The organism is Croceitalea sp. MTPC5 (assembly GCF_036985505.1).
In the GTDB taxonomy this organism is placed as follows: Bacteria; Bacteroidota; Bacteroidia; order Flavobacteriales; family Flavobacteriaceae; genus Croceitalea.
On record NZ_BTGQ01000004.1, the window covers coordinates 293,433 to 318,450 of the forward strand.

At 41.0% G+C, this 25,018-nt stretch carries 21 protein-coding genes and 2 tRNA genes; 14 read left to right on the plus strand and 9 right to left on the minus strand.

Annotation, left to right across the window (positions count from 1 at the left end):
• Positions 1-45: 45 nt before the first annotated feature.
• The 3 genes from AACM45_RS14035 to AACM45_RS14045 all read left to right on the plus strand — a co-directional run bounded on the left by AACM45_RS14035 (position 46) and on the right by AACM45_RS14045 (position 4,371).
• A complete protein-coding gene (locus AACM45_RS14035; RefSeq protein ID WP_339143463.1) occupies positions 46-690 on the plus strand; it encodes a hypothetical protein in 645 nt (214 codons plus the stop codon).
• Between the two features lie 705 nt (positions 691-1,395).
• The gene (locus AACM45_RS14040; RefSeq protein ID WP_339143464.1) at positions 1,396-2,061 is read left to right on the plus strand and encodes a hypothetical protein; all 666 of its coding nucleotides are present in this window, start codon (positions 1,396-1,398) and stop codon (positions 2,059-2,061) included.
• A gap of 225 nt (positions 2,062-2,286) precedes the next feature.
• The gene (locus AACM45_RS14045; RefSeq protein ID WP_339143465.1) at positions 2,287-4,371 is read left to right on the plus strand and encodes an LruC domain-containing protein; all 2,085 of its coding nucleotides are present in this window, start codon (positions 2,287-2,289) and stop codon (positions 4,369-4,371) included.
• A gap of 64 nt (positions 4,372-4,435) precedes the next feature.
• Here AACM45_RS14045 and rpsT read toward each other — a convergent pair whose 3' ends face one another.
• The 4 genes from rpsT to proS form a co-directional block, all read right to left on the minus strand.
• Positions 4,436-4,687: a 30S ribosomal protein S20 gene (gene rpsT, locus AACM45_RS14050; protein ID WP_339143466.1), complete on the minus strand. Its 252-nt coding sequence runs from the start codon at positions 4,685-4,687 to the stop codon at positions 4,436-4,438.
• Between the two features lie 108 nt (positions 4,688-4,795).
• Positions 4,796-4,867: transfer RNA gene (locus AACM45_RS14055), tRNA-Glu, on the minus strand.
• Positions 4,868-4,950: 83 nt separating this feature from the next.
• Positions 4,951-5,022, minus strand: a tRNA-Glu gene (locus tag AACM45_RS14060).
• A gap of 79 nt (positions 5,023-5,101) precedes the next feature.
• Positions 5,102-6,577 carry a proline--tRNA ligase gene (gene proS, locus AACM45_RS14065; protein ID WP_339143467.1) on the minus strand — a complete coding sequence of 492 codons (1,476 nt, stop codon included), beginning with the start codon at positions 6,575-6,577 and terminating at the stop codon, positions 5,102-5,104.
• Between the two features lie 70 nt (positions 6,578-6,647).
• Between proS and AACM45_RS14070 the strand changes: the two genes are divergently transcribed.
• Both AACM45_RS14070 and AACM45_RS14075 read left to right on the plus strand, forming a co-directional pair.
• Positions 6,648-8,006, plus strand: coding sequence for a hypothetical protein (locus AACM45_RS14070; protein ID WP_339143468.1), 1,359 nt, complete (start codon positions 6,648-6,650; stop codon positions 8,004-8,006).
• 39 nt (positions 8,007-8,045) lie between these two features.
• Positions 8,046-9,548 (plus strand): OmpP1/FadL family transporter, encoded by a 1,503-nt coding sequence (locus tag AACM45_RS14075; RefSeq protein WP_339143470.1) that lies wholly within the window; start codon positions 8,046-8,048, stop codon positions 9,546-9,548.
• 44 nt (positions 9,549-9,592) lie between these two features.
• Here AACM45_RS14075 and AACM45_RS14080 read toward each other — a convergent pair whose 3' ends face one another.
• Positions 9,593-11,041 (minus strand): T9SS type B sorting domain-containing protein, encoded by a 1,449-nt coding sequence (locus AACM45_RS14080; protein ID WP_339143471.1) that lies wholly within the window; start codon positions 11,039-11,041, stop codon positions 9,593-9,595.
• A gap of 123 nt (positions 11,042-11,164) precedes the next feature.
• Complete coding sequence (locus tag AACM45_RS14085; protein WP_339143472.1) at positions 11,165-12,964, minus strand: T9SS type B sorting domain-containing protein; 1,800 nt, start codon at positions 12,962-12,964, stop codon at positions 11,165-11,167.
• 132 nt (positions 12,965-13,096) lie between these two features.
• Between AACM45_RS14085 and folE the strand changes: the two genes are divergently transcribed.
• From folE to AACM45_RS14125, 8 genes are all read left to right on the plus strand, one after another.
• On the plus strand, positions 13,097-13,777 hold the full coding sequence (folE, locus tag AACM45_RS14090; protein ID WP_339143474.1) for a GTP cyclohydrolase I FolE: 681 nt from the start codon (positions 13,097-13,099) through the stop codon (positions 13,775-13,777).
• Entirely contained in the window at positions 13,777-15,258 is a 1,482-nt protein-coding gene (cysS, locus tag AACM45_RS14095) for a cysteine--tRNA ligase (RefSeq protein ID WP_339143475.1), read from the plus strand. The genes folE and cysS overlap by 1 nt, the downstream gene beginning before the upstream one ends.
• Positions 15,259-15,313: 55 nt before the next feature.
• Positions 15,314-15,538 (plus strand): membrane protein insertion efficiency factor YidD, encoded by a 225-nt coding sequence (gene yidD, locus AACM45_RS14100; protein ID WP_339143476.1) that lies wholly within the window; start codon positions 15,314-15,316, stop codon positions 15,536-15,538.
• Positions 15,539-15,806: 268 nt separating this feature from the next.
• Positions 15,807-16,745: a prolipoprotein diacylglyceryl transferase gene (gene lgt, locus AACM45_RS14105; RefSeq protein WP_339143478.1), complete on the plus strand. Its 939-nt coding sequence runs from the start codon at positions 15,807-15,809 to the stop codon at positions 16,743-16,745.
• Entirely contained in the window at positions 16,742-17,224 is a 483-nt protein-coding gene (locus tag AACM45_RS14110) for a DUF192 domain-containing protein (protein ID WP_339143479.1), read from the plus strand. The genes lgt and AACM45_RS14110 overlap by 4 nt, the downstream gene beginning before the upstream one ends.
• A gap of 1 nt (position 17,225) precedes the next feature.
• A complete protein-coding gene (locus tag AACM45_RS14115) occupies positions 17,226-17,747 on the plus strand; it encodes a GNAT family N-acetyltransferase (RefSeq protein WP_339143481.1) in 522 nt (173 codons plus the stop codon).
• Between the two features lie 34 nt (positions 17,748-17,781).
• Positions 17,782-19,029 carry an ATP-binding cassette domain-containing protein gene (locus tag AACM45_RS14120; RefSeq protein ID WP_339143483.1) on the plus strand — a complete coding sequence of 416 codons (1,248 nt, stop codon included), beginning with the start codon at positions 17,782-17,784 and terminating at the stop codon, positions 19,027-19,029.
• A complete protein-coding gene (locus tag AACM45_RS14125) occupies positions 19,022-19,555 on the plus strand; it encodes a DinB family protein (RefSeq protein ID WP_339143485.1) in 534 nt (177 codons plus the stop codon). The genes AACM45_RS14120 and AACM45_RS14125 overlap by 8 nt, the downstream gene beginning before the upstream one ends.
• Before the next feature lie 84 nt (positions 19,556-19,639).
• On the opposite strand, the gene secDF is transcribed toward AACM45_RS14125, so the two are convergent.
• The 3 genes from secDF to mdh all read right to left on the minus strand — a co-directional run bounded on the left by secDF (position 19,640) and on the right by mdh (position 24,396).
• Entirely contained in the window at positions 19,640-22,603 is a 2,964-nt protein-coding gene (gene secDF, locus AACM45_RS14130) for a protein translocase subunit SecDF (RefSeq protein ID WP_339143486.1), read from the minus strand.
• 111 nt (positions 22,604-22,714) lie between these two features.
• Positions 22,715-23,329 (minus strand): hypothetical protein, encoded by a 615-nt coding sequence (locus AACM45_RS14135; RefSeq protein ID WP_339143488.1) that lies wholly within the window; start codon positions 23,327-23,329, stop codon positions 22,715-22,717.
• Positions 23,330-23,469: 140 nt separating this feature from the next.
• Positions 23,470-24,396, minus strand: a complete 927-nt coding sequence (gene mdh, locus AACM45_RS14140) for a malate dehydrogenase (RefSeq protein ID WP_339143489.1) — start codon at positions 24,394-24,396, stop codon at positions 23,470-23,472.
• Between the two features lie 235 nt (positions 24,397-24,631).
• Here mdh and AACM45_RS14145 point away from each other — a divergent pair, with 235 nt between their 5' ends.
• Positions 24,632-25,000, plus strand: coding sequence for a hypothetical protein (locus AACM45_RS14145; RefSeq protein ID WP_339143491.1), 369 nt, complete (start codon positions 24,632-24,634; stop codon positions 24,998-25,000).
• Positions 25,001-25,018: the final 18 nt, after the last annotated feature.

Genomic DNA, 25,018 nt, shown 5'->3' on the forward strand with positions numbered 1-25,018 from the left:
AGGGAAGTTTCCCCAAAACTTGTAATCCTAAAAAACACTAAACTTATGAAAACCATTAAAAAACCGATGTTGATGGCTATTGGGTTGGCCATTTTGACCTTATCATGCGAACAACAGAAAAAAGAACATCAACCAGAACCGACCCCAGAAGTTGAAAAAGTGGTAAAAGCACCTGAAGGAATTATATCCCTTGCAGATGCCGATTCATTATATGTGGACTATTCAGATAGAAGGGCAAATAATATCGCCAAAATAGAGTCGCAAAATCAAGATGATGGAAAACCTTTTGTACCCACTCGTTTTGTATCCTTTGATATTGACTCATTAAAACAATATATCGCTTATGTAGAGCACGAGGCTAAAAAAGGAGGGGCAAAAACCGACAGCCTACGTATTTATTTTGGTAATTACGGAAAAAGAAATAAAAAGTACCTAAGAAGAAATACCGTGTTTATAGTTCCTGCCGCTGAAGTTAACGGTGATTATGGGGGTATTTTTATAGCAGCTGACGGTAAAGCCCAATTAATTCGTGATTGGATTAAGAAATACCAAAATAATGGGCAACAGGATGAACAAAAATCAAAAGCAGCCCTTTTGCCCAACTTTTCACCTACCCCTAATTTTTATAATGGAGGAAGTTTGATTTTAAATTACGGATCTGGTGGACCACCACCTAAAACCGATTTCTAAAATATCATGCTCCAAGAGTTCATTACTTTTTTTTCAGGACATTTCTACATTCCGCTTTACTTTTTGGCGTTCATAGTAGCTACCATCAAATACAGGCAATACTTTGACACACCTTTAAAGTATTACCCGATACTTATTGCCTATACATTTTTTAATGAACTCTTGGGTTATCTTGTAAGAAACAATCCTAATATTTCTTTTTTTTCCGATATCCAATATAGTGCCTACAACGATATTATTTACAATATTTTCTCCGTGATATTTTTCGCATTTTTTTTCAAGGTATATTGGCAGTTGATTAAGAGCAAAACTTATCAAAAATGGATTATTTACTCAGCGATAATAACAGGCTTGACCTTTTTTGCTAGTTGCTTTTTTCAGAATCCGTTCGATACTAACCTTTATTATGCTACAGCTGTTGGGTCCTGGTCATTAATATTTTGTGTTGGGTTATATTTTTATGACAGGTCTAATAATGGAAAGAAATTAGTTCAAACAAGAAATCTGATGTCATGGATCAGCAGTGGGCTTTTGGTTTTTTACTTTCTATTTCCTATTCTTTACCTCATAGGCTATCTGGACTACTATACTTGGGAAAAGTATAGCTTGAGAACCGTTCTAAAAATCTTAATCATAGTAATGTATGGCTTAATCATCATAGGATTTGTAAAAGGAAAAAGAAGAGCTTTTGAATAATCACTTCAAATGTTAGAATTCATACAGACCAGCTACTTTATCCTCCTTTATGTCATAATTCTCGTAGTGGCGATAGCTACTTACCATCGTTACTTTGATACTGTCTTAAAATTCTTCCCCATTTATATTGCCTATACCATCTTCACTGAATTGCTCGGGTACTTCATCATTACCTATGAGGATATCAGCTTTTTTGAAGACCCAAAGTATGCATGGTACAACGTCATTATATTTAATATCCATTCCGTTCTCGTATTCGGTTATTTTTTCTGGGTGTATTTCAAAATAGTCAAAAGAAAAATTTACAAAAAGGTCATTTTGTATTTTGGTTTTACCGTATTGTTGGGCTATATTTTAAATTGTTTTATGGAAAATCCTTTTTATAGCGGGCTTTATCAGGCTGATACACTAGCATCCCTATTCTATATCGTGGTAGCCCTAATGTACTTTAGTGGACGGAATTGGAGGTTTGAGCGCCATAATTTCATGTTTTGGATAACTTTGGGCCTGTTGATTTTTCATTTGATCTTTCCTTTTCTAAACCTTACCGGTTTTCTTAAACCCAAAATCTGGGTGGAATATCACTTCAGGGATATTCTAAAACTAACCATCATGGCCTCCTATTCCATGTATCTAATTGGTCTGTTGCTAGGTCGACGTCGCGCATTCAGATAAACGGGGTTCACCACGATTTACACGAGATTCACAACATTAACCTACCGTTCGTCGGCAAAATATACATTTTTGTAGTCTTTTTCGTTCATTTGATGTTGTTTTTATGTATTTGCACTTTACCGATGGTTTTTTGCCATACGTCGAAACTTCACTCTAGTCCCAAATAATACGAAACCTAAGTTATCTACAATAAAATGAAATTTGTAGGTCTTTAAATGTTATGCTATGCTGATTAAAAAAAGTTTAAAACTGATTACCATCCTGACGTTCGTAGGTTTGATACAGTCTTGTGTCAAAGATAACCTAGCAGACGGCACCGATCCCGAAGAGGAAAACATAGTCGAAGAGGGGGAACCCGATTCATCACCCACGGATATTACCAATCTAATGATCCCAGAGAATTTTGAATTCTCCACTTCTGAAACGGTAAATGTTACCATCAATGACAATACCCCAAATGCCATTTATACGGTTTACGCCTATAATAGTACCCAATACAATCTAGAAGAAGTCGATGTTATCAATGATGAGGGTGAACCTGATACTGAAACCAGTTTTGAAACTGATGAACTGAACCAGGTGCTATTCACTGGCAGACCTATCAATGGTATGCTACAACATACCATAATGATGCCCTCATATTACTCGCAGTTGTACATTCGCCGTAAAGAAGGGACTGTCTTCAGCTCAGAAATAGTAGCGATTAACGATGGAAACGTAACCTACAATTTTTCCAACACCTCAGGAAAAGCCAGAAAGGCTGAAGTTTCAAGGTTCAAAGACAGAATAACAAATAGCCGCGCAAGCGGAAAAAACATTGAAATCGACACCTTGTTCGCCGTAAACGGTTCTGGGCAGTTATTTTCGATAAATCCTTTAAATGGGAGCTTGAAAGAACTTGCCCCGATGCCCTTGGGTAGTTATACCGCCGCTATTGATCATGCCAATATGTACCTGTATTCCATCGGAAAAAATAGCGGGAACCCCTTAATGCGTTATGATATGATCAACGACTCATGGACAACCATTGCCAATGTCGGAATGGGTGGCCCAAGATTGGAATACAATGAAAACGATGGATTATTATACTTTTCGACCCAGGCAAAAGTTTACACTATAGATCCGACCAATGCCACAGTGCTTTCTTCTTGGGATATCAACAACCTCGATGTTACCGGTGGTGGCGACTTAGCCTTCGCAGAAGACGGTACGCTGTTTTTAAGCAGTTTTGGCGGGCTTTATCGCTTAGACCTTGATAATAACAATGTATATCAAGCTACTCGAATAAGTAGTGACAATTTACCGTTCAACCCTACCTCGATGACCTTCGACTCGAACAATGAATTATGGCTTGCCTCAAACGGTTCAAGTTCAGATTTGATCATCATGGATACGGTCACTGGAGGCTGGGAGTATGTTTATGGCCCCAATTCAACTAGTGGATTGAACTTTGGTAGAACGATCAATGATTTGACCACCTATACCGTATCGGAGGATATCGAAGACCCTGATACCGATGGTGATGGCATTACCGATAGCAATGATGAGTTTCCTGAAGATGCTGAAAAGGCCTTTGAGATATTCACACCCAGTAAATATGGTTGGGGTACGGTGGCCTTTGAAGATTTATGGCCCTTCTTAGGTGACTACGACTTTAATGATACGGCGGTAAACTATAGGTTCGTTGCCATTCAAAATGCCCAAAACGAGGTAGTACAGCTTGACATCCATTTTGAGGTAACCTCTGATGGGGCCGGCTTGACAAATGCCTTTGGTATTGAATTTGAAAGCATAGCCCCAAATCAAGTCGCATCGGTCGTCGGTACGGTTTTAAATGAAGGATACATCAATGTTGCAGGTAACGGGGTCGAAGAAGGTCAAAATAGGGCGGTTATCATTTTATTTGACAATAATGAGACCATGCTGAACAGACCAACCGAGGTAAACGTTCGATTTACGACGCCTTTGACAACGGCACAACTGGGCATTGCCCCTTTCAACCCGTTCTTGATCATCAATAGGGACAGGGGTCGTGAAATCCATCTACCGAACAGGTTACGAACTAGTTTAGGGGTGAATACGGTGGGAACCGAAGGGGTGAATCGAGATCCAGACGGCAACTATCAGACCGACTCGCGTTTGCCCTGGGCCATTAATATTATCCATAATTTCAAAGTTCCGAAAGAGCGTGTTCCCGTGAATCGTGCCTATAATTTCTTTAACGATTGGGCTACTTCTGGTGGCACTACATTCTCTGATTGGTATAAAGACAATCCAGGGTACAGAAACCAAGGTGACCTGAAGAACTAAGAATCAAAACCATAAAAAAAGCCCTTCGATGAAGGGCTTTTTTTATTCTTATTTTCAAGACTGATTACATCGCCGCAACTTTGCTGGTCAATTTACTCTTAAGATTGGCAGCTTTGTTATTATGGATGATATTTCGCTTCGCCAACTTGTCTATCATACTTACCACGGTCGGCAACAAGGTTTCCGCAGCTTTTTTGTCTTCTTCGCTACGTAATTTTTTAATTGCGTTACGAACAGTCTTATGCTGATATCTGTTACGCAAGCGTACTGCTTCATTTCTTCTAATGCGCTTTAACGCTGACTTATGATTTGCCATTTTCTTTATTTAAAAATTGATAATGAAAAACTAAAAATTAAGGTGAGGTATGCATTCGCTTAACTTTCAACTTAACATTTATAATTTTCAATTTTATTATTGAACTTGTAGCCCGTAGGGGAATCGAACCCCTGTTACCAGGATGAAAACCTGGCGTCCTAACCCCTAGACGAACGGGCCGGTTATATTAGGGTATTTTCAAATCAAACCGGATAATCCGTATTCTCGATTCAAACAATTCCCTAATTTCAAAGAACTTTTCGTAGCCCGTAGGGGAATCGAACCCCTGTTACCAGGATGAAAACCTGGCGTCCTAACCCCTAGACGAACGGGCCTTAAGGCCGCATAATTGCGGATGCAAAAATACAACTATTTTTAATTATTGCAAGTTCAATATATTATTTTTTGACCATGCTAATATGCTTTGGCGAAAAGAACGCGATATGGCGATGGCTTTCCGGTAATCATGCAGGTTCCTTCTTCTTTCACAACGTCGATTGGAATACATCGAATGGTTGCCTTGGTCTCTTCCTTAATTCTGTCCTCTGTTTCGGAAGTACCATCCCAATGCGCTGCTATAAACCCTCCTTTTTCTTCTAAAACAGTCTTAAATTCTTCGTAAGTATCGACCTCGGTAATATTTAATCGTTGATGTTCTAAAGCCTTTTTATAAATATGTTCTTGAATCTCATCTAAGAGCGTTACCACTTTTTCAACGACTTCATCAGCCAGAACACTTTGTTTTTCCAAGGTATCACGTCTCGCGACCTCGAAAGTTCCATTCTCTAAATCGCGTTGGCCGATTGCCAGCCGTACGGGCACCCCTTTAAGCTCATACTCATTGAACTTGAAACCTGGTTTATGGGTATCGCGATCATCATATTTTACCGAGACACCTTTAGCCCTTAATTCTTCTACCAAAGGTGCCACCTTTTCAGATATGGCCCCTAGCTGGTCCTCACCTTTATATATAGGTACGATAACGACCTGTATCGGAGCCAACTTTGGCGGCAATACCAACCCATTATCATCACTATGGGTCATGATCAAGGCCCCCATCAACCTTGTGGAAACCCCCCATGACGTTGCCCACACATAGTCTTGTTTTCCTTCTTTATTGGCATACTTTACGTCAAAGGCCTTTGCGAAATTTTGACCTAAAAAATGCGAGGTCCCTGCCTGCAAAGCTTTACCGTCTTGCATCAAGGCCTCGATACAAAAGGTTTCTTCTGCACCGGCAAAACGTTCACTTTCGGTTTTTGTTCCCTTTATAACGGGCACCGCCATATGGTTTTGCGCAAAATCGGCATACACGTTCATCATCAGTTCGGCCTCTTCCATAGCTTCTTTTTCGGTCGCATGGGCCGTATGGCCTTCTTGCCATAAAAATTCTGCCGTACGCAAGAACAAACGCGTCCTCATTTCCCACCGTACCACATTGGCCCACTGGTTTATCAATAAAGGTAGGTCTCGATACGACTGTACCCATTTTCGATACGTATCCCAGATAATCGTTTCAGAAGTAGGCCTTACGATGAGTTCTTCTTCCAATTTAGCATTCTCATCTACAACGATCCCGCTACCGTCTTCCGCATTTTTCAACCGATAATGGGTCACAACGGCACATTCTTTGGCGAATCCCTCAACATGACTGGCCTCTTTGCTCAAATAGGATTTTGGGATAAACAGTGGAAAATAGGCGTTCTGATGCCCAGTATCCTTGAACATTTTATCCAACCCCGCCTGCATTTTTTCCCAAATTGCAAAGCCATAGGGCTTGATTACCATACAACCCCTTACTCCCGAGTTTTCGGCCAAATCTGCCTTTACCACCAGCTCATTATACCATTTCGAATAATCTTCGGCCCTGCTTGTTAATTTTTTTCCCATCTAACGTAGTTTGGCATAAAACTTGTGATTTATTGAACAAAAATAGTCCGTAAAACTAACTATTTTTACTATGTCCAACAATAAAATTAATAACATGCGCATTTCGACATCCCACTTAAACTTAAAGTATGTTGCAACACTTTTGTTAACCACGGCATTCCTTGTATCATGTGGTTCATACCAACAAGCCTCTTACTATGATGATGATGGAATTTATTCCAGCGGAAATCGCGTTGTTTCCGTAGAGAAAAGATCGGAAACGGCCGTCAGGAACGATAAGTTGGAAAATGATATTTACGGGGATTATTTTGGTGAAAAAGCGCAGGAATACGATGGCATATTGGATTCTGAGGTTTTTACGGATGTTGACGGTTATTATAGTGGGGTTCAAAATGACTCTATTTTACCTAATGACGAAATCAATTATTTCGCCAATAACAATAGTTACGAAGGTAACCCAGGATGGGGGGACAACCCAACGAACCTGAGCATTAATGTATATGGCAACAATTGGGGTTGGAACGACCCATGGCTTTGGGGCGGTGGTCTCGGCTGGGGCTGGGGTGGCGGCTTTGGTTGGGGTTGGAACAACCCTTGGAGGTGGAATCGTTTTGGCTGGGGAGGTGGCTTCGGATGGGGCGGTGGCTTCGGATGGGGTTGGAACGATCCCTGGTTGTGGAACGGTGGCTTTGGTTGGGGCGGCTACGGATGGCGTGGTGGTTTTGGCTGGGGTGGTAGAGGCTTCGGTTGGAACCGTGGATTCTATGGAAATTACTATGGTCGAAATGTCGCTTTTAACAGAAGTCGTAGGTCGGCAACAAGAACTACACTTGCATCGAGTGCCTTAAGGGGACGATCTAACCTCTATAACAGAAGTAATTCCACCGCTTCAAGATTGCGTTCTACCAGTGGCCGCTCAAATATAGGCCGTAGTGCAAATGCATCTAGAAGTTCAAGAACGGTTAGAAGGGGTGTACCCAATCAAAGATCCATAAGTTCTTCGGCGATAGCCAGAAATAGAAATTACCGCTCTAGTAGAAGTACAAGGTCGACACCTAGGTATGATGGTGCGACAAGAAGCTACCGAACCTATAGTGGTGCCGCTGCAAGAACAAGAAATTACGGTAATGGTAACAGAAGTTCTAGATCTGCGGTGCGATCATCAGCAGGTAGAAGTACGAGAAGTTATCAGTCTTCTACAAGAACTGCCCCTAGAAGAAGTTCATATTCTAGATCCAGTAGCCCTTCTAGAAACAGTGGTTATCGTAGTTCAAGCCGAAGTTCAAGAAGCTCTGGATACAGAAGTTCCGGTTCAAGTCGTAGCTATAGAAGTTCTGGTTCCCGTAGTTCTGGAAGTTTCAGGAGTTCCGGTAGATCTTCAGGCGGTAGGTCATCAGGAGGAAGAAGCGGAGGCGGAAGACGAAACTAAAGTCGAAAAAATCAATTTCACAACGTAAAGAATTAGAAAATGAGAAGCTTTATAACTTTCATAATGGGTATGGTATGCTTAACGGCAACGGCCCAAAACATCAATGACGTTCTTCGCTACAGCACCGAAAACCTACAAGGTACGGCTAGATTTCAAGCTATGGGCGGAGCCTTCGGAGCTTTAGGGGGCGACCTATCATCGCTGAATATCAATCCGGCGGGTTCGGCCGTATTCAACTTTAGCCAATTTACCGTAAGTGGATCGAATTACCATCGAAATAATGATGCCTCTTTTGGTAATAGTACATTCAACACCAGTATAAACGCGCCTGAAATCAATCAAGCAGGCGGTGTTTTTGTCTTTAAATCACCAGACTCCCCATGGAAAAAAATAGCATTGGCCTTCAATTATGATTTGGTGGAAAATTTTGACAATGAATTTTTTGCGTCAGGTAATACTACCGAAGGTATTGACAATTATTTCTTGAATTTTGCGCAAGGCGTGCCTTTTGGAAATTTGTTCTTGGGCCAAAATGAATTTATCGAAGAAGCTTATTTAAGGATCGGTGAGCAACAAGGTTTCGCAGATCAGCAAGCATTTTTAGGATATTTTGGTGGGATCATCAATCCCGTTGATGAAACGAGTGACAGTAATACCGCATATATTTCAAATGCCGATTACACAAGTGTCAACCAACAATATTGGCAAATCACCAATGGTTACAACAGTAAGTTTACGGCAAATCTCGCAGGACAGTACCAAGAGAATCTTTACTTGGGTGCCTCATTGAATTTTCACAGTGTATATTATGAAAGATTGACCCTTTTGGATGAGTCTGGTTATGAAACGACCTCACCCATTCAAACGACTACTTTCGATAATTTTTTGAGCACACAAGGAAACGGATTTTCATTCAGTTTAGGGGCCATAGCCAAATTGAACAACAACATTAGGGTTGGCGGTAGCTATCAGTCACCTACTTGGTATTATCTAACGGATGATACTTCGCAACGTATCAATTCGGATCTGGCGGATGACGATATCAATTTTATCGATTTCAATATTGTCAATCTTTTTGAAGAGTATCGTATCAAGACCCCTTCGAAACTTACAGGTAGTTTGGCCGTAGTTTTCGGTAAAGAAGGCCTTCTGAGTTTTGATTATGGGTATCAAGATATGTCACAAGCCGAACTAAGACCTACCGCGGACCCTGCTTTTGCAGCTGAAAATGATTTTATCGCAGCTCAACTCGGCACGGTCAATACCTATAGGATAGGTGGGGAGTACCGCATTCAAAACGTTAGTCTCAGAGGTGGGTATCGCTATGAGGAAAGCCCCTATGAAAATGATGGTATTATCGGTGACTTAGAAGGTTATTCAGGGGGTATTGGGTACGATTTCGGAGGAAGCAGGCTCGATTTGGCCTATGGTAGGACAACACAGGATGTAAGTGAGCTTTTTTACGAAACGGGAATTTCAAATGCAGCCCTAGTCAATAGGGTCAATACCAATATCACGTTATCTTACACTTTGAAGTTTTAATGTAAAAAACCATATATCGATCCTGATCGAAGAAAACCCCTAGGTCATCTTACTAGTGAAAAGTGATTGCGGACGGTTTTGGCCACGATGACACTTTGCTCATTACGCTGATAATCCAATCTGAACCAATAATCTGACGAAGGCAGGTCTCGACCATTGAAGGTGCCGTCCCAGCCACCGGTTTCATCCAATTGTTTGATAAGTTTTCCGTACCGATCAAAAATGTACACTACGGGATCAATCAATTCCTCTAAACCCAATACATTCCATTGATCGTTAAAAGGATCTCCATTCGGGGTGAAGAACTTGGGGTACCCCACAATCAAAAACTCAATGGGTTCCGTAGCACCACATCCATTTTTATCATTGATCACCACAGTGTTTATTCCAGGTGGTACATCAAGAAAAATTGGGTCATCTTGAAAATCCCCGCCATTGATGGCATACTCATAGTCACCATCACCATCGACTACAAATTCGACGGCATAACGGTCGGGGTCATCGGCATTGGTCAGATCTTCCCTAACGATAATGCCCTCCTCACCTGGTAGAAGCATTGGAATACCAAAGAATGTAATTAGAATATCATCTGCGATTATCTGCCCAAAGCTATTTTCTATTGAAACGAAATAACGACCAGAATTGGGGCTGGTTACCGTAAACTCGGTAACCCCTGTAGCCAGAATTTCATCAATGGTTCCATCATCATCCCGATCCACTGTCCAAGTGATATTCACGATATCAGGACCGGCCGGAGAATTCAGGGCGCTCAATACAATATCTGGGTCATCTTCGCAGGCAATGATATCAAAACCTAAGAACTCATCCCTCAACGTACAGTCCAACGCGGTATCTTGGTCTGCATCAACGGAACTGCCCGTGAAGGTCAATTCATACATTTCTGCATCACCATCAAAATTGGTATTGAAGTTATTGATCAATAAAAAATATACCTCGCCGGCAACAACATCAATAAACTCATCATAAGTATTCTGGCTTCCGGTTACGTTGGGTGCCCCTACCTGTCCATTCTCAGGATTTATGCCAATACCCGTAAAATCAGTATCGTTCACCTCATAATTACACCGTATGGGTTGGGCCGAACCATCACCAATGACACCGCAAAAGTTATCGCCCGTAGTTTGATCAAAAGGACCATACAAGGCAAAATCCCATTCTGCGGTAACAATACCGCCCGGTGTTACAGGTAAGGCCTGAATATCAAAGCCTATCTGCCCATCAGTACCTGCCCGAAAAACATACCAAGATGTATTATTCTCAATGTTCGCTGAGGCAACACTGCCCTTTTCCAGGCATCCGGTCTGGCGTATGACATCGGGATCAAAATCATCTATATCACCATTGCCATCGGCCATACCCATAATAGGGGCATCAGCACAAACGGGTATAGCGGTTCTACAGTCGGGAGAGTTTTGCCCTGAAAGGACATATGCAAAAAGTAAGCAGCATGTAGCACAAAATAGTGTTCGCATTCTCATTGTTGGGGCTAATATTATGCTTTCTATCGATAGTATAACTTCCATAAACAATACTTTAGTATACGATAATCGAAAAAAAGTACACTTAATCGATGAAATACAATTTCAGCAAACGACTTACCGCCTTAGTGAAAAGTGATTTTGAAAAAACTTGGGCTCCAATCTGGATCCAGTATCGTCTTTGTAAGAAAGTTTGAACCAATAGTCGGTTCCAGGCAGGGCAGTTCCGTTGAAAGTACCGTCCCAACCGGGACCATTCGCCGTCAACTCAATGATCATCCTTCCATAACGGTCATAAATCGTGACTTTGGGATCATCCAAATACTCCATCCCCAATAAATGCCATTCGTCATTGCGATCATCGCCATTAGGTGAAAAAAAGGAATTATATCCCACGACCGCAATCGGAGCACATGTAACACCACATCCATTCAAATCCCTCATGTAAACACGATAATTGCCTGGTAGTAGGTTTTCGAAAATCGAACTATCTTGAAATTCCCCATCATCCAATCGGTATTCAAAGTCCCCTTCGAGTTCGGTTACTACCCGTATCGTATTTCGATAACTGAAGTCATCAACTAGCACGTCTGAAATTACCGGCATGGCGCTTGGTATCACCGTAAAAGTTCGGGTTCTGACACAGAAAACATTACCATCACTTACCGTTGCCGTTAAGATATAGGTACCCGGTTCTGAGACGGAAATACTCGAGGAGTTCTCACCGGTATCCCATGAGTAGGCGTAATTTGGGTCAGAAGTCTCTTCACCGATGTTAATCGTGGAAACGTTCTCACATAGAAAAACTTCTTCGTCTTCACCCAAAACGGGAGGTGCTATAGTAAAAAGGTCAAAATTTTGGGAAGCATCATAACAGTCTGGGTTTTGTCTAGAGCTCATGCGCATAAAAACCGTAGTCGTTCCCAAATCAGGAATATATGGGCTGGGCAATTCATTAGTACCTAGTTCAGCATCTTGTTGCGACAAATAATAACTTACAAAAAAATCATCTGCGCTTTGTGACCCCAAAGCCTCTTCATCCTTTCGGCTCAGGTCATAGCCCGCCCCACTGAGGCAATAAGTCTCGTTTTCAACGATAGCTATGGTGGGAACCACAGAAAAAGATACCTGTACGTCACTTATGATATTCTCGGTCGGTGTCATGACACTCACCCGATACAACGCACTAACGGAAACCTGTAAAGTCGGATTGTTCTCACCCAAAATTTCCTCAAATCCGTTACCGACATCCCTATACCATACATAATTGAAAGCATCCATAGTGGTGGCATCCAAGGTAACAATATCAGGCTCGCATGCCACTATGGGCGAACCCAATAGATTATTTATTATCGTACAGTCTAACGTGCTGTTTGGGTTAGCCTCTAGAATCGTACCTGAAAATTGAATTGAAAACCCAGAATTGGCATCGCTGAAATTATTTATCAATAAAAAAAAGTCTTGTCCCGGTTCAACATATAACCAGTCTTCATATTGAACGGAATCTTGGTCGCCCGTGGGATCCTCACCTACACCTATTGATGCATTGCCGTCACTATTATCAAAAAAATTACAGCGAATCGGCTCCCCTAAATCACTACAGTTAGTTGCCTGATAAAGTGCGAAATCCCAATCTTCAGACGGGTCATGCATGATATTGAAACCCAGTTGCCCTGAGGCATTGGTTCTAAAACGATACCATGCCGAATTTGATTCTATCGCGCCTGAGGTAGTTTGTTCTAAACATCCAGTAGTCAATGCGCCATTAAAATCATCATTGGCAAAACCGCTGGTTCCGCCGTTGATCGGTGTATTGTAGCAAATGGGTATGGCTGAGGAACAATCGGGGGAAACTTGTCCGGCAGCCAATAGTCCTACAAAAAAACAGGCGATACTAAAATGATAATACCTGAACATAAGTAGCTGTAAATTTGGCTTTTGCAAAAATAAAACCCCTTTTACCTTAACAAGAATTTATGTTGTCAAACGAAATAATTCAGATGTTAAATAGGTCATTAATGTATATCTTTGCTGTCTTTATAGGCAAAAATGAAATTAGAACAGACTTTTGAAGAACAGAACGATGAAATAGGCAATGACCATGTGGGTTCATCACAAGATACCCCTATGCGAAGTGATGCCTTTGTGTTGGACGATGACGAAAAGATAGCACGCATTCAAAAAAACGTTCGCGAAATCATGTTGACCTTAGGTCTAGACCTTGAAGATGATAGCTTAAGCGGTACCCCGAAAAGGGTTGCCAAAATGTATGTCAAGGAAATTTTTGGAGGACTTCACCCCGATAGAAAACCAAAAGCATCGACCTTTGACAACAAATACAAATATGGTGAGATGTTGGTAGAAAAGAATATCACCTTATATTCTACTTGTGAACACCATTTGTTGCCAATAGTGGGCAGGGCCCATGTGGCCTATATTTCAAACGGCACCGTCGTTGGCCTTTCTAAAATGAACCGTATTGTAGATTACTATGCAAAAAGACCACAAGTACAAGAACGTTTGAACATTCAAATCGTCAAAGAGCTTCAAAAGGTTTTAGGAACCGAAGATGTGGCTTGTGTCATCGACGCAAAGCACCTTTGTGTGAATTCAAGGGGTATCCGCGATATTGAAAGTAGTACGGTGACCGCGGAATATGGAGGCCAATTCAAGCAAGACCAACTACGCCGTGAGTTTTTAGCTTATATCAATCTTGACACAGAATTTTAATGCAATTATTTAAGGACCAAGTCTTAAAGGTATCCAATTCACTTACTGGAGAAAAAGAGGTTTTCAAGACCGTAAAAGAAGGTTATGTAGGTATGTATGTATGTGGTCCTACCGTATACAGTAATGTTCACCTTGGAAACTGTCGAACCTTTATGTCATTTGACATGATTTTTAGGTATTTAAAGCATTTAGGATATAAAGTACGGTATGTGCGCAATATTACCGATGCAGGCCATTTAGAAAACGACGCCGATGAGGGGGAAGACAAAATTGCAAAAAAAGCAAAGTTGGAACAACTCGAACCCATGGAAGTCGTACAGCGATATACCGTAGATTTTCATGAGACGTTGAAAGCGTTCAATCTGCTACCGCCGAGCATCGAACCTACCGCAACCGGTCATATTATAGAACAAATTGAAATCATCAAGGAGATCTTAGCAAAAGGTTTCGCGTATGAAGTGAATGGCTCGGTATACTTTGATATCATCAAGTTCAGCGAATCAAATACGTATGGCAAATTAAGTGGCCGCAAATTGGAAGACATGATTGCGAACACCCGGGATTTAGCCGCTCAAGATGAAAAACGAAATCCCCAAGATTTTGCACTTTGGAAAAAAGCGGAACCCCAGCACATTATGCGTTGGCCCTCTCCGTGGGGTGATGGTTTCCCAGGCTGGCACCTAGAATGCACGGCCATGAGTACGAAATACCTCGGGGAGACCTTTGACATTCACGGCGGTGGAATGGACTTGAAATTTCCGCATCATGAGTGTGAAATTGCCCAAGCTGAAGCAAGCAGTGGGCATTCTCCGGTAAATTACTGGCTGCATGCCAATATGTTGACCTTGAACGGTAAAAAAATGTCAAAGTCAACCGATAACAACCTTTATCCGGACGAAATATTCAGTGGTGACAATCGTATTTTAAGCAAACCTTTTGCCCCATCAGTGGTTCGGTTTTTTATGATGCAAGCGCATTATACCAGTATTTTAGATTTGGGCAATGATGCCTTATTAGCTTCTGAAAAAGGCTATTACCGATTGATGGATGCCTTGAAAACCCTTGAAAAATTAGAGCCTTCAGAAAGCTCTAGTTTTGACGTGGCGAACTGGCAAAAAGCATGTTATGATGCCATGAACGATGATTTCAATACACCCATCTTGATAGCCCATCTTTTCGATGCGGTAAAGCGAATCAATCTGATCAAAGAGGGCCAAGAAACCATCAGTAAAGCGGATAAAAAAGTGTTGCAAGACAGCGTGAACACCTTTGTGTTTGATATTCTTGGGCTTGTAGACCAAGATAACAGTGATAATAACGCAACTACCATAAACGGTGTCATTAATCTTCTAATCGACTTAAGAAACAATGCCCGGGCCAACAAAGATTTTGCCACCTCTGACAAAATACGGGACGAGCTTTTGATGTTGGGTGTTCAACTAAAAGATGGAAAAGAAGGTACTACTTTTAGCCTCAATTAGGTTGCGTTACTAGTTTGCACAACGTAACGATGCTATATTGTCCCTATTTGATACTATGGTGAAAAAAATATTGATTACTCCTTTTGTTCTTTTGGTCAGGGCTTATCAACTATTGATATCCCCGTACACCCCTGCAACCTGTCGGTACTCCCCTACCTGTTCCACATATACCTTAGAAGCTTTGAAAAAACATGGCCTATTTAAAGGCGGATGGCTTTCCCTAAAACGTATCTTTAGCTGTAATCCCTGGGGTGGTAGTGGCTATGATCCCGTTCCTTAAAATGCAAGTTCAAGTGCAAGTTCAAGTGCAAGTTCAAGTTCAAGGTAAATACAAACTCAAATGTCAAATACAAACCCAAGCTCAAGTTCAAAATCAAGTGCAAGTTCAAGTTCAAGAATCAAAATCTAAATTACCCTTAACTCCCAACACCTAACACCTAACACCTAATATCTAACCCCTAACCCCTACAATTAAAGATTACCGCTTAATTCTTAAAAGCAATACGGTCTAGCATCTAAATTATTTATCTTAGCCCAAAATACGTTTTATGCATTTTTTAGGTTTTAACTGGAATCCTGATGACATTCTTTTTCAAATAGGATTCATTCAGATAAAATATTACAATTTACTATGGATATTGGCCTTTGTCGTAGGCTGGTCTATAATGAAGAAAATCTTTAAAAGGGAAAATATCTCCATCGAGAAATTAGATTCCCTTTTTGTTTATAGCGTTGTATCCATAATGCTTGGCGCGCGATTGGGGCATGTTATCTTTTATCAGTCCGAACTTATTACTGAAGACCCCCTGTCCATTTTATTACCCATACGAACGGTTCCTGAGTTTGAATTTACCGGCTTCACCGGTCTTGCAAGCCACGGGGCTACCATTGCGGCCTTTATAGCCCTTTATCTTTTTTCAAGAAAGCATAAAGACATGAAGTTTCTATGGCTACTCGATAGGGTGGCCGTAGTTAGTACCATAGGTTGTGCTTTTGTACGTTTGGGTAACTTTTTCAATTCTGAGATCAACGGAAATATCGTTGATAAATCGTTTGCTTTCGCTACCCGATTTATTCGGGATTCAGATGATATGCCCGCGTACAAAGCCATACAATTGACCAAAGAAAAGACGGCTAGTGCCGCATACAAGGCGATTGAAAACAAACCGGAATTCGCACAGATTTTAGAAAGTATACCATACCGTCACCCCGCTCAACTCTATGAGGCATTTTTATATTTTATACTCTTCGGGCTATTGTATTTCACATATTGGAAGACCACAAAGCGTGAAAAGCCAGGGTTCTTATTTGGCATGTTCATGGTAGGCCTCTGGACTGCAAGGTTTGTGGTCGAATACTTTAAAAAGAGTCAAGGTGGTTTTGAAGAAACGTGGGGCACCTTTACAACCGGTCAATGGTTAAGCATACCCATGGTCATTGTCGGGCTTTATTTCATGTTCAGACCTGCAAGCAATCCGCAACGATGAATACCAAGATATTTTTTGCACTTTTAGCACTACTAACAACAATACTATTAAGTTGTAGGGATAATGCCAAAAAAGAATTGAAGACCGAAACTGTTTCCTTCAAGAAAGAAGGGGAGCTCCGTATTTTTAAAAAAGACTCGGTAATTCTTGATTTGGCTATTGAGATAGCAGATTCAGATTACGAGACCCAAACCGGGTTGATGTACCGTGAATCGATGGAAGAAAAACAAGGCATGCTGTTCATCTTTCCTGAGATGGCCGTACATTCTTTTTACATGAAAAACACCTTGATTCCGCTTGACATTATTTTTATCGATGAAGAATTTAAAATTGCCAGTTTTCAGAAAAATGCCCAACCCCTTAATGAAAGTGGTCTTTCTTCACGGGTACCCATTAAGTTCGTTCTAGAGGTCAACGCAGGCCTTTCTGAAAAATGGCAGCTTCAAGAAGGGGATAGTATTGCTTTTACGAGAAACTAAAATGGGTGATTACCTACTAGAACGCCAAAAATCGGAACGCTTGCATTATCGAAAACTTACCAGCGGCGATTTTACATCTTGGTTACCGTTTTATCATGACCCAAATTCCACTAAATATTGGGACGGCTTACCTAACGATGCTGAAACAGCGTGTACGGAACAATTCGAGAGGCAGTTTGAACGCTATGAAAATGGCTTGGGAGGAATGAATGCCTTAATTTCTATAAAAACCGGGGATTTGGTCGGTATATGCGGCCTTTTACTACAAACTGTCGATGGTATTGAAGAATTGGAAATCGGATACTCCATATTACCGCAATACCGCCAAAAAGGCTATGCCTTTGAAGCTGCGCAAAAATGCAAACAATTTGCCTTTGAACATCGGTTGGCGGAATCTTTGATATCCATCATTCAAGTGGACAATATTCCTTCTCAAAAGGTGGCCCTTAAAAATGGGATGTTTTTGGACAAAACCACGAGTTACAAGAACAATCAGGTACATATTTTTAGGGTTTCAAGTTAACCCGTCAATCCGTAATTTTAGTAAAAGATTGAGATTGAAACATTTCGCCATACGTATAGACCATCAATCGCAGACCGAAGGCCTTGTGACAAAGCTTCTCAGCGATTACAAACCAAAAGGCTTTGAAGTGTTGCAAGATAAATCGGGAGCGCTTTTTTCAATAGCCGAAATAGCACATTATTTGGACAAGGAAGAACGTCACGGAATTAAAATCTTGACAACCGCCCTTAGCCAGTCTTTACTATCCATGAGCAGCGGTGAACGAAAGAAAGCACTACTGCAGCATCTATTGTGTCAAAAACCAGATTTTTTAATTTTGATAAATCCTTTTGACCATCTTGACATGGAAAGTCAAAAAGATTTAAGAAATAGGCTTAGTGAACTTGCCAAGACTATTTCAATCATCCAATTTGCCAGTAGGGTTGATGATATATTGGAATTTACGACTGATTTTTTTGAATTAAGGGAAGACCGTTTAATCGATTATGCGAGCGCAGAGGATTTGGCTACTAGTCTTCCGCAAAAAGAAATTTTCGTTGCGTCTATTCCCCAAGTAATCAAAAAGGAAATATTGGACATGACCGAATTCGTCAGGTTTCAAAAAGTCTCGGTATGTTTTGAGGGAAAAAAAGTGTTACAAAATATCAGTTGGTCCATCAAAAAAGGGGAATTCTGGCAACTTGTCGGCCCCAACGGAAGTGGTAAGTCAACACTATTGAACATGATAACGGGAGACAGTCATAAAGGGTTTGGGCAAAATTTATGGCTTTTCGGCAATCTAAAAGGTTCCGGTGAAAGTGTTTGGGACATTAAAAAAAATATTGGTTATTTCACTCCCTCCATGACCGATAAATTTAGGGGTCATCATACTATTGAAAACATGCTCATCTCGGGCTTACACGATTCCATCGGGTTATACAACACACCTTCTGAGGCTGAAAAAAGGCTGACGTTGCAGTGGATAAACGTACTCAACCTGACTGAAAAAAAACACGGTTACTTTCACGAACTATCCAATGGTCAAAAGCGATTGGTAATGCTTGCAAGGGCTATGGTAAAACACCCTCCCTTACTTATTTTGGACGAACCTACCTCGGACCTCGATGATACAAATGCCCATTTATTCGTTGCCTTGGTAAATAAGATCGCAAAAGAAACGGATACCACTATACTATTTGTTTCCCATAAACCAGAACCTAGCCTAAAACCTTTACATACCTATCAACTAATTCCCTCCCCAAACGGTTCTACAGGAAAAACCGTTACATTTAAAAATGATTAAGAAAGACATCACTGATTTGATGACCCAAAATCATCAAACTTTTATCCAAACGCTTGCCGACCTTTCCGAAACTGATTTTGAACAAGTACCTAAAGGGAAATGGTGTGCCGGGCAACAACTTGACCATATTATCAAATCGGTCAAACCTGTAAATAGGGCCTTTGGGATACCAAAGTACGTTCTAGCGGAAAAGTTTGGTAAGGCCAAACGACCAAGTCGAACCTATAAGGTTTTGGTTACCGATTACCTGAAAACATTGGAAGAAAACCCAAATTACATACTTACCAAAGATTTTGCCCCTGAGAAAATTGACGCCAAGAACAGAAATGAACAACTTGATTATTTAAGATCACTGATACAACACCTGAACGAAGGTATAGCGATGTATTCAGAGGAGGAATTGGATTCGTATATGCTACCACATCCCGTCATGGGAAAATTCACGTTAAGGGAGCTACTGTATTTCACCATGTACCATGTGAAACATCATGAAAAACAAATTCATAAAAACTTAGAACAGTACTGAACCCAACCAGTATCCAGTATCCATTATCCCTCAATAAAAAAGGCCGCATGAAGCGGCCTTTATATTTGGTTCAGTCTTTTGGATTTAAGCTTTTTGACCTGTAATCTTTCTTTTCAATGCATCAAACATAATCGGTGTCGCGATAAATACTGATGAATAGGTACCCACCATCACACCAACAATCATTGCAAACATGAATCCGCGCAACGATTCCCCACCGAAAACAAAGATGGCCAAAAGTACGATTAACGTGGTCAACGAAGTGTTCAAAGTACGGCTTAAGGTACTGTTCAGTGCATCGTTGACATTGTCACCGCCATTCCAACCCTTGAGGCCAATAATCTCACGTATACGGTCAAAAACAACCACGGTATCGTTTAAGGAGTAACCGATTACAGTAAGTATTGCCGCAATAAAGGCTTGATCGATTTCCATATTAAAAGGCATGATATCACCGGTCAATGAAAAGATTCCCAACACAATCAAAACATCATGAAATACAGCGGTTACCGCACCCAATGAGAATTGCCATTTTCTAAATCGCAACAAAATATAAAGAAAGACCACCGCCAACGAACCTAAAATCGCCAAAAAGGCATTTTTCTTGATATCATCCGCGATTGTAGGACCGACTTTAACCGATTGCAAAATTCCAATGGATTTATCAGAGGCACCTACCGTGAAATCTTCAAACGTAATACCATCGGGTAAATATTTTTGAAGTGACGTATATAGTTTATTTTGAATCTCGGCATCAACCTCAATCCCTTCCACATCTACTTTATAAGGTGTCGTCACCTTAATCTGATTGGCTTCACCAAAAGTCTTCACGTTGGTACCACTACCAAAAACCGTATTCAACTCAGAGGCGATCTCTGAAGGGCTAACCGCTTTCTCAAAACGAATCTGGTAAGATCTACCCCCAACGAAATCAACTCCTTGTTGTAGACTTTTAGTTGCCAATGAGAATATACTGACAGCGATTAAAATACCCGAAATGACATAGGCGATTTTACGTTTTCCTAAAAAGTTGATGCTCATATTCTTGAAGAGGCCTTTTGTAGCCCCTGTCGAGAACAATAGATCCCTTCCCTTTTTTGATATGTACCAGTCAACTAGAAGCCTTGTTATGAATATGGCCGTAAACAATGAAGTAGCAATACCTATCAAAAGTGTGGTAGCAAAACCTTTTATTGGACCAGACCCAAAAATAAACAATATAATTGCCGTTAGCCCAGTAGTAATATTGGCATCTAAAATCGAGGAAAGTGCGTTACTAAAACCATCAGCTACGGCCTGTGCCTTTCCCTTGCCTCTATCCAACTCTTCTTTGATACGTTCGAAGATCAACACATTGGCATCTACAGACATACCAATGGTCAACACAATACCTGCAATACCCGGTAAGGTCAATACGGCACCTAGACTGGTCAATACGCCAAAAATCAGCACGATATTCAGAATAAGGGCTATATCTGCAAAAATACCGGCCTTGCCGTAATAGAAAATCATCCAAACCAGTACAAAGGCCATGGCAATCATAAACGATTTAAAGCCACTGTCAATCGCCTCTTGACCCAATGATGGACCGACGACCTCAGATTGGATGATCTCCGCTTTCGCAGGTAACTTACCCGCTCGCAATACATTGGCAATATCCTTGGTTTCATTTATAGTGAATGTTCCTGTTATTTCTGAACGCCCCCCAGAAATTGGACCGGTCGATACCCCAGGTGCGGTGTACACTTTATTATCCAAAACTATCGCGATACCTGTTTGATTGGTAAAGGCGTCGCCAGTCAATTTTTCCCACAATTTGGCACCTCGTGTGTTCATGGTCATGCTGACGGCAGGTTTATTGAATTGGTCAAACGTATCTTGGGCATCTGAAACCACATCGCCACTGATTCGCGGTGTTCTATCACGATTGGATTTTAATGCGAACAATTCAGCCAACTCTGAATCTTTTGGCGGCTTTTCAAATGCAAACTTGGTAAACTGCACATCAGCGGGTAGCAACCTCCTGATCTCGGGCATTCTCAAGTAAGCCCCGACTTCAGCGGTATCCGTTACCGCTACTACGGCAATAGCATTACTACCTGGGGATGCAGGAATCAATTTTTCTATAAGCGGGTTGGATTGGGATGCTAGATCCAAAGAGTCTTGTGCGACATCAGATAATAACGAATCAATTTCAGATTCCGGTGTGGGCGCAACCTCTTCTTCTTGTACTGGTTCCAATATGTCGCGTAATTTTTCATTTGCATTTACGAAAAATTGGCCCAAGCTTGGGTTACTTTGCGGATATGTTTCCCAAAATTCCAATTGTGCGGTACTTGAAAGTAGTTCTTGGGCTCTGGCAATATCTTTGGCACCAGGCAGTTCTACCAGAATCCGGCCTGAGTTTCCTTCACGTTGAATGTTCGGCTGTGTAACACCAAAACCATCGATACGCTTACGTAATACTTCAAAGGCAGAAACGATGGCCTCATCGATTTTTGTCCTGATAATAGGTTTCACCTCATTATCGGTCATTTGAAAATTAATGGCATCACTTAGTGCCTTATTCGCGAAAATATCTGGAGAGGCTAGTTTAGTATCCCCCTTGATGGCGTCAAAGGCATCAAAGAACAATTCCAAGTACGTCTCATCACTATCTTTGGAAGCTTCATCGGCATCGGCCAAAGCCTTATTGAAAACAGGGTTTTTGGTATTATTGGCCAGGCCTTTCAAAATATCCTTTACCGAAATCTGCAGGGTAACATTGATTCCCCCCTTTAGGTCTAAGCCTTTGTTAAGTTCTTTCGTTTTTGCATCGTCATAACTGGTATATCCTAAAATCGGGTTTGAACCAATTGAGTCAAGATATGATGCTTCTACAGCTTCACGTTTGGTTACATAGTCTTCCTCTGCTTCCGAAACCTGATTAATGGCATAGGTTTCAGCATCATTTTCGATTTTTCCGGTGATGAACGTGTAGGAAAGCTGATAGATGCTCACCAAACCAAAAAGCAGTGCAAAAAGCTTTATAAGTCCTTTATTTTGCATTTTAATAATTTATTTGATTTATGTTGATTACGATTTTGTGTGTTAAAAAATCCAAAGCAACCCACTTTCAAAAAAGCGGTGGTATTCTTAAACGATAGTTGCTATGGGCAATTAGCTGTTTTCGGAAGTATAAGGTCCGGCCCTTACCTCTGGAATATGCCGTGAAGTATTAGCTATTGCAAGTGCAATGGTTCTATTAACCTTAAGGGCTACTTTTTCAATGCTATTTGGTAGGGCAATCGTAGTACCAAACTGAAGTACTACCGGATTGGAAACCCCATCATTGCCTTCTTTTTGGATTGGAACAAAATTCCCTTTAACGTTTAATCCATGATGGGCCTGTTGATGAAGGTCAGCTACGATTAGACTATACCCTTCGGGAAAATCTTCTTTTGGGGCATCGGAAGGTAGTTCATCTTCATAAGTTAATAAAAGCTCGTTTTCATCAGAAAGAAATTCCTTGACCCTACGTGCTTCAATATTACTGTAATAAAGAATATTTACTTGGCCATCGCCACTCTTTATTATTTCAATATCATCGACACCTAGAACCCGAAGCTTTTTCGTAATCGCCGTCAAAACATCGTCATGGGCCGTTTCAGAGGCTAGTTTTACATCTGCAAATTGTACTAAAATCTGCTGATTGGAAGCCCTTTTTTGCTCATGGCTTAGCCCTAACAAGGCCAAAACAATCATCAAAGTACCAACGCACCATTTTGAATTCATCCGGCAAATATAAAAAGAAAGATCATTCTTGGTAGTATATTATTGAATATCTACATCTTGGAAGTACATCGCCCTGTAAAAAGAAAACCTTTGACGTGAGAGGTCAAAGGTTTTTATACTATTTATTCCCAGTAAGGCTTTTAAAGCTCAAGCAGCGTGTTTGTTTTAGACACGCCAGCGGCACTCTCTTGCATTTTTGCTTTTTCGCTGTCGCTTAAATCAATATCCACGATTTTTTCGATACCATTCTTACCCAAGACCACAGGCACACCGATACAAATGTCATTCAACCCATATTCCCCTTCGAGATACGTAGAACAAGGAAAGACCTTTTTTTGATCACAGGCTATAGCTTGTACCAAACCTGAAACAGCGGCACCGGGAGCGTACCATGCACTAGTGCCCAAAAGTTTAGTCAATGTTGCTCCACCGACCTTGGTGTCTTCAACCACTTGTTGCATGCGTTCTTCGGATAAGAACTCGGAAACTTTTACGCTGTTACGCGCCGCATGGTTGATCAAAGGTACCATACCCTTGTCGCTATGACCACCGATGACCATTCCGTCAACATCGGATATTGGTGCACCTAAAGCTTCTGCCAATCGGTACTTGAAGCGTGCGCTATCTAGGGCCCCGCCCATACCGATAATTTTGTTTTTCGCTAGGTTCGTGGTCTTATGCACCAAATAGGTCATCGTATCCATTGGATTGCTCACCACGATTAAAATCACATTGGGGGAATGTTCTAATAGGTTTTGCGAGACCGTTTTTACGATTCCGGCATTGATACCTATCAATTCTTCTCGGGTCATCCCCGGTTTACGGGGTATTCCTGAAGTTATTACCGCAATATCGCTATCCGCCGTCTTCGAATAATCATTGGTACTACCTGTAATTTTGGTATCAAACCCATTCAATGAGGCGGTTTGCATCAGATCCATGGCCTTACCCTCGGCATACCCTTCTTTGATATCCAACAATACGACTTCAGAAGCAAAATCTTTCATGGCGATATACTCTGCGCAGCTTGCCCCAACTGCACCAGCCCCAACGACGGTAACTTTCATATTCTAGTGTTTTATTTGTTTTAAAGGAACCCAAAAATAGGGATTTTTTGAACCAAAATTTTATGAAATATGTCATATTCCTTAAACAAATTGACACTAAAAAAGTTATTATTTGTTAAAGAAAAAGGGGTTTCAACGAAGAAAACGGGCTAAACATGTAGTACATCGAAAAATTACAATAGGCCCTTTTATCGTGACGTTATAACAATCCCAAATCAAATTGAACTACCTACTTATGAAAAAGCTTTTTTCATTGTTGGCTATTATTTGCATAATAGCCGTGAGCAACTGTACACGTATCCCCGAAAATAATGACCCTATTTTAGGAATATGGTCAAAAACCGCTTCGGATACGGGCTCAAAAGAGCAGGTTGCAGAAAGGGAAGAATGGATTTTCAACGATGCCTATCTTGGTCGATACCATCGATATTCTGGCAAAACCTTAACATTTTATACTGATTTTGCCTGGTCTGTTGAAAATCACACCTACTCCATTATTTATAATGAAGCGAATCTTTCCGATACTGAAGTAATTATGAACAATGCGGATGAACCCGAGCAATTGGAGTTTATCAGTGGCGGCACGTTTGCAGTTCGCCAATGAGTCGACCGATATACTATA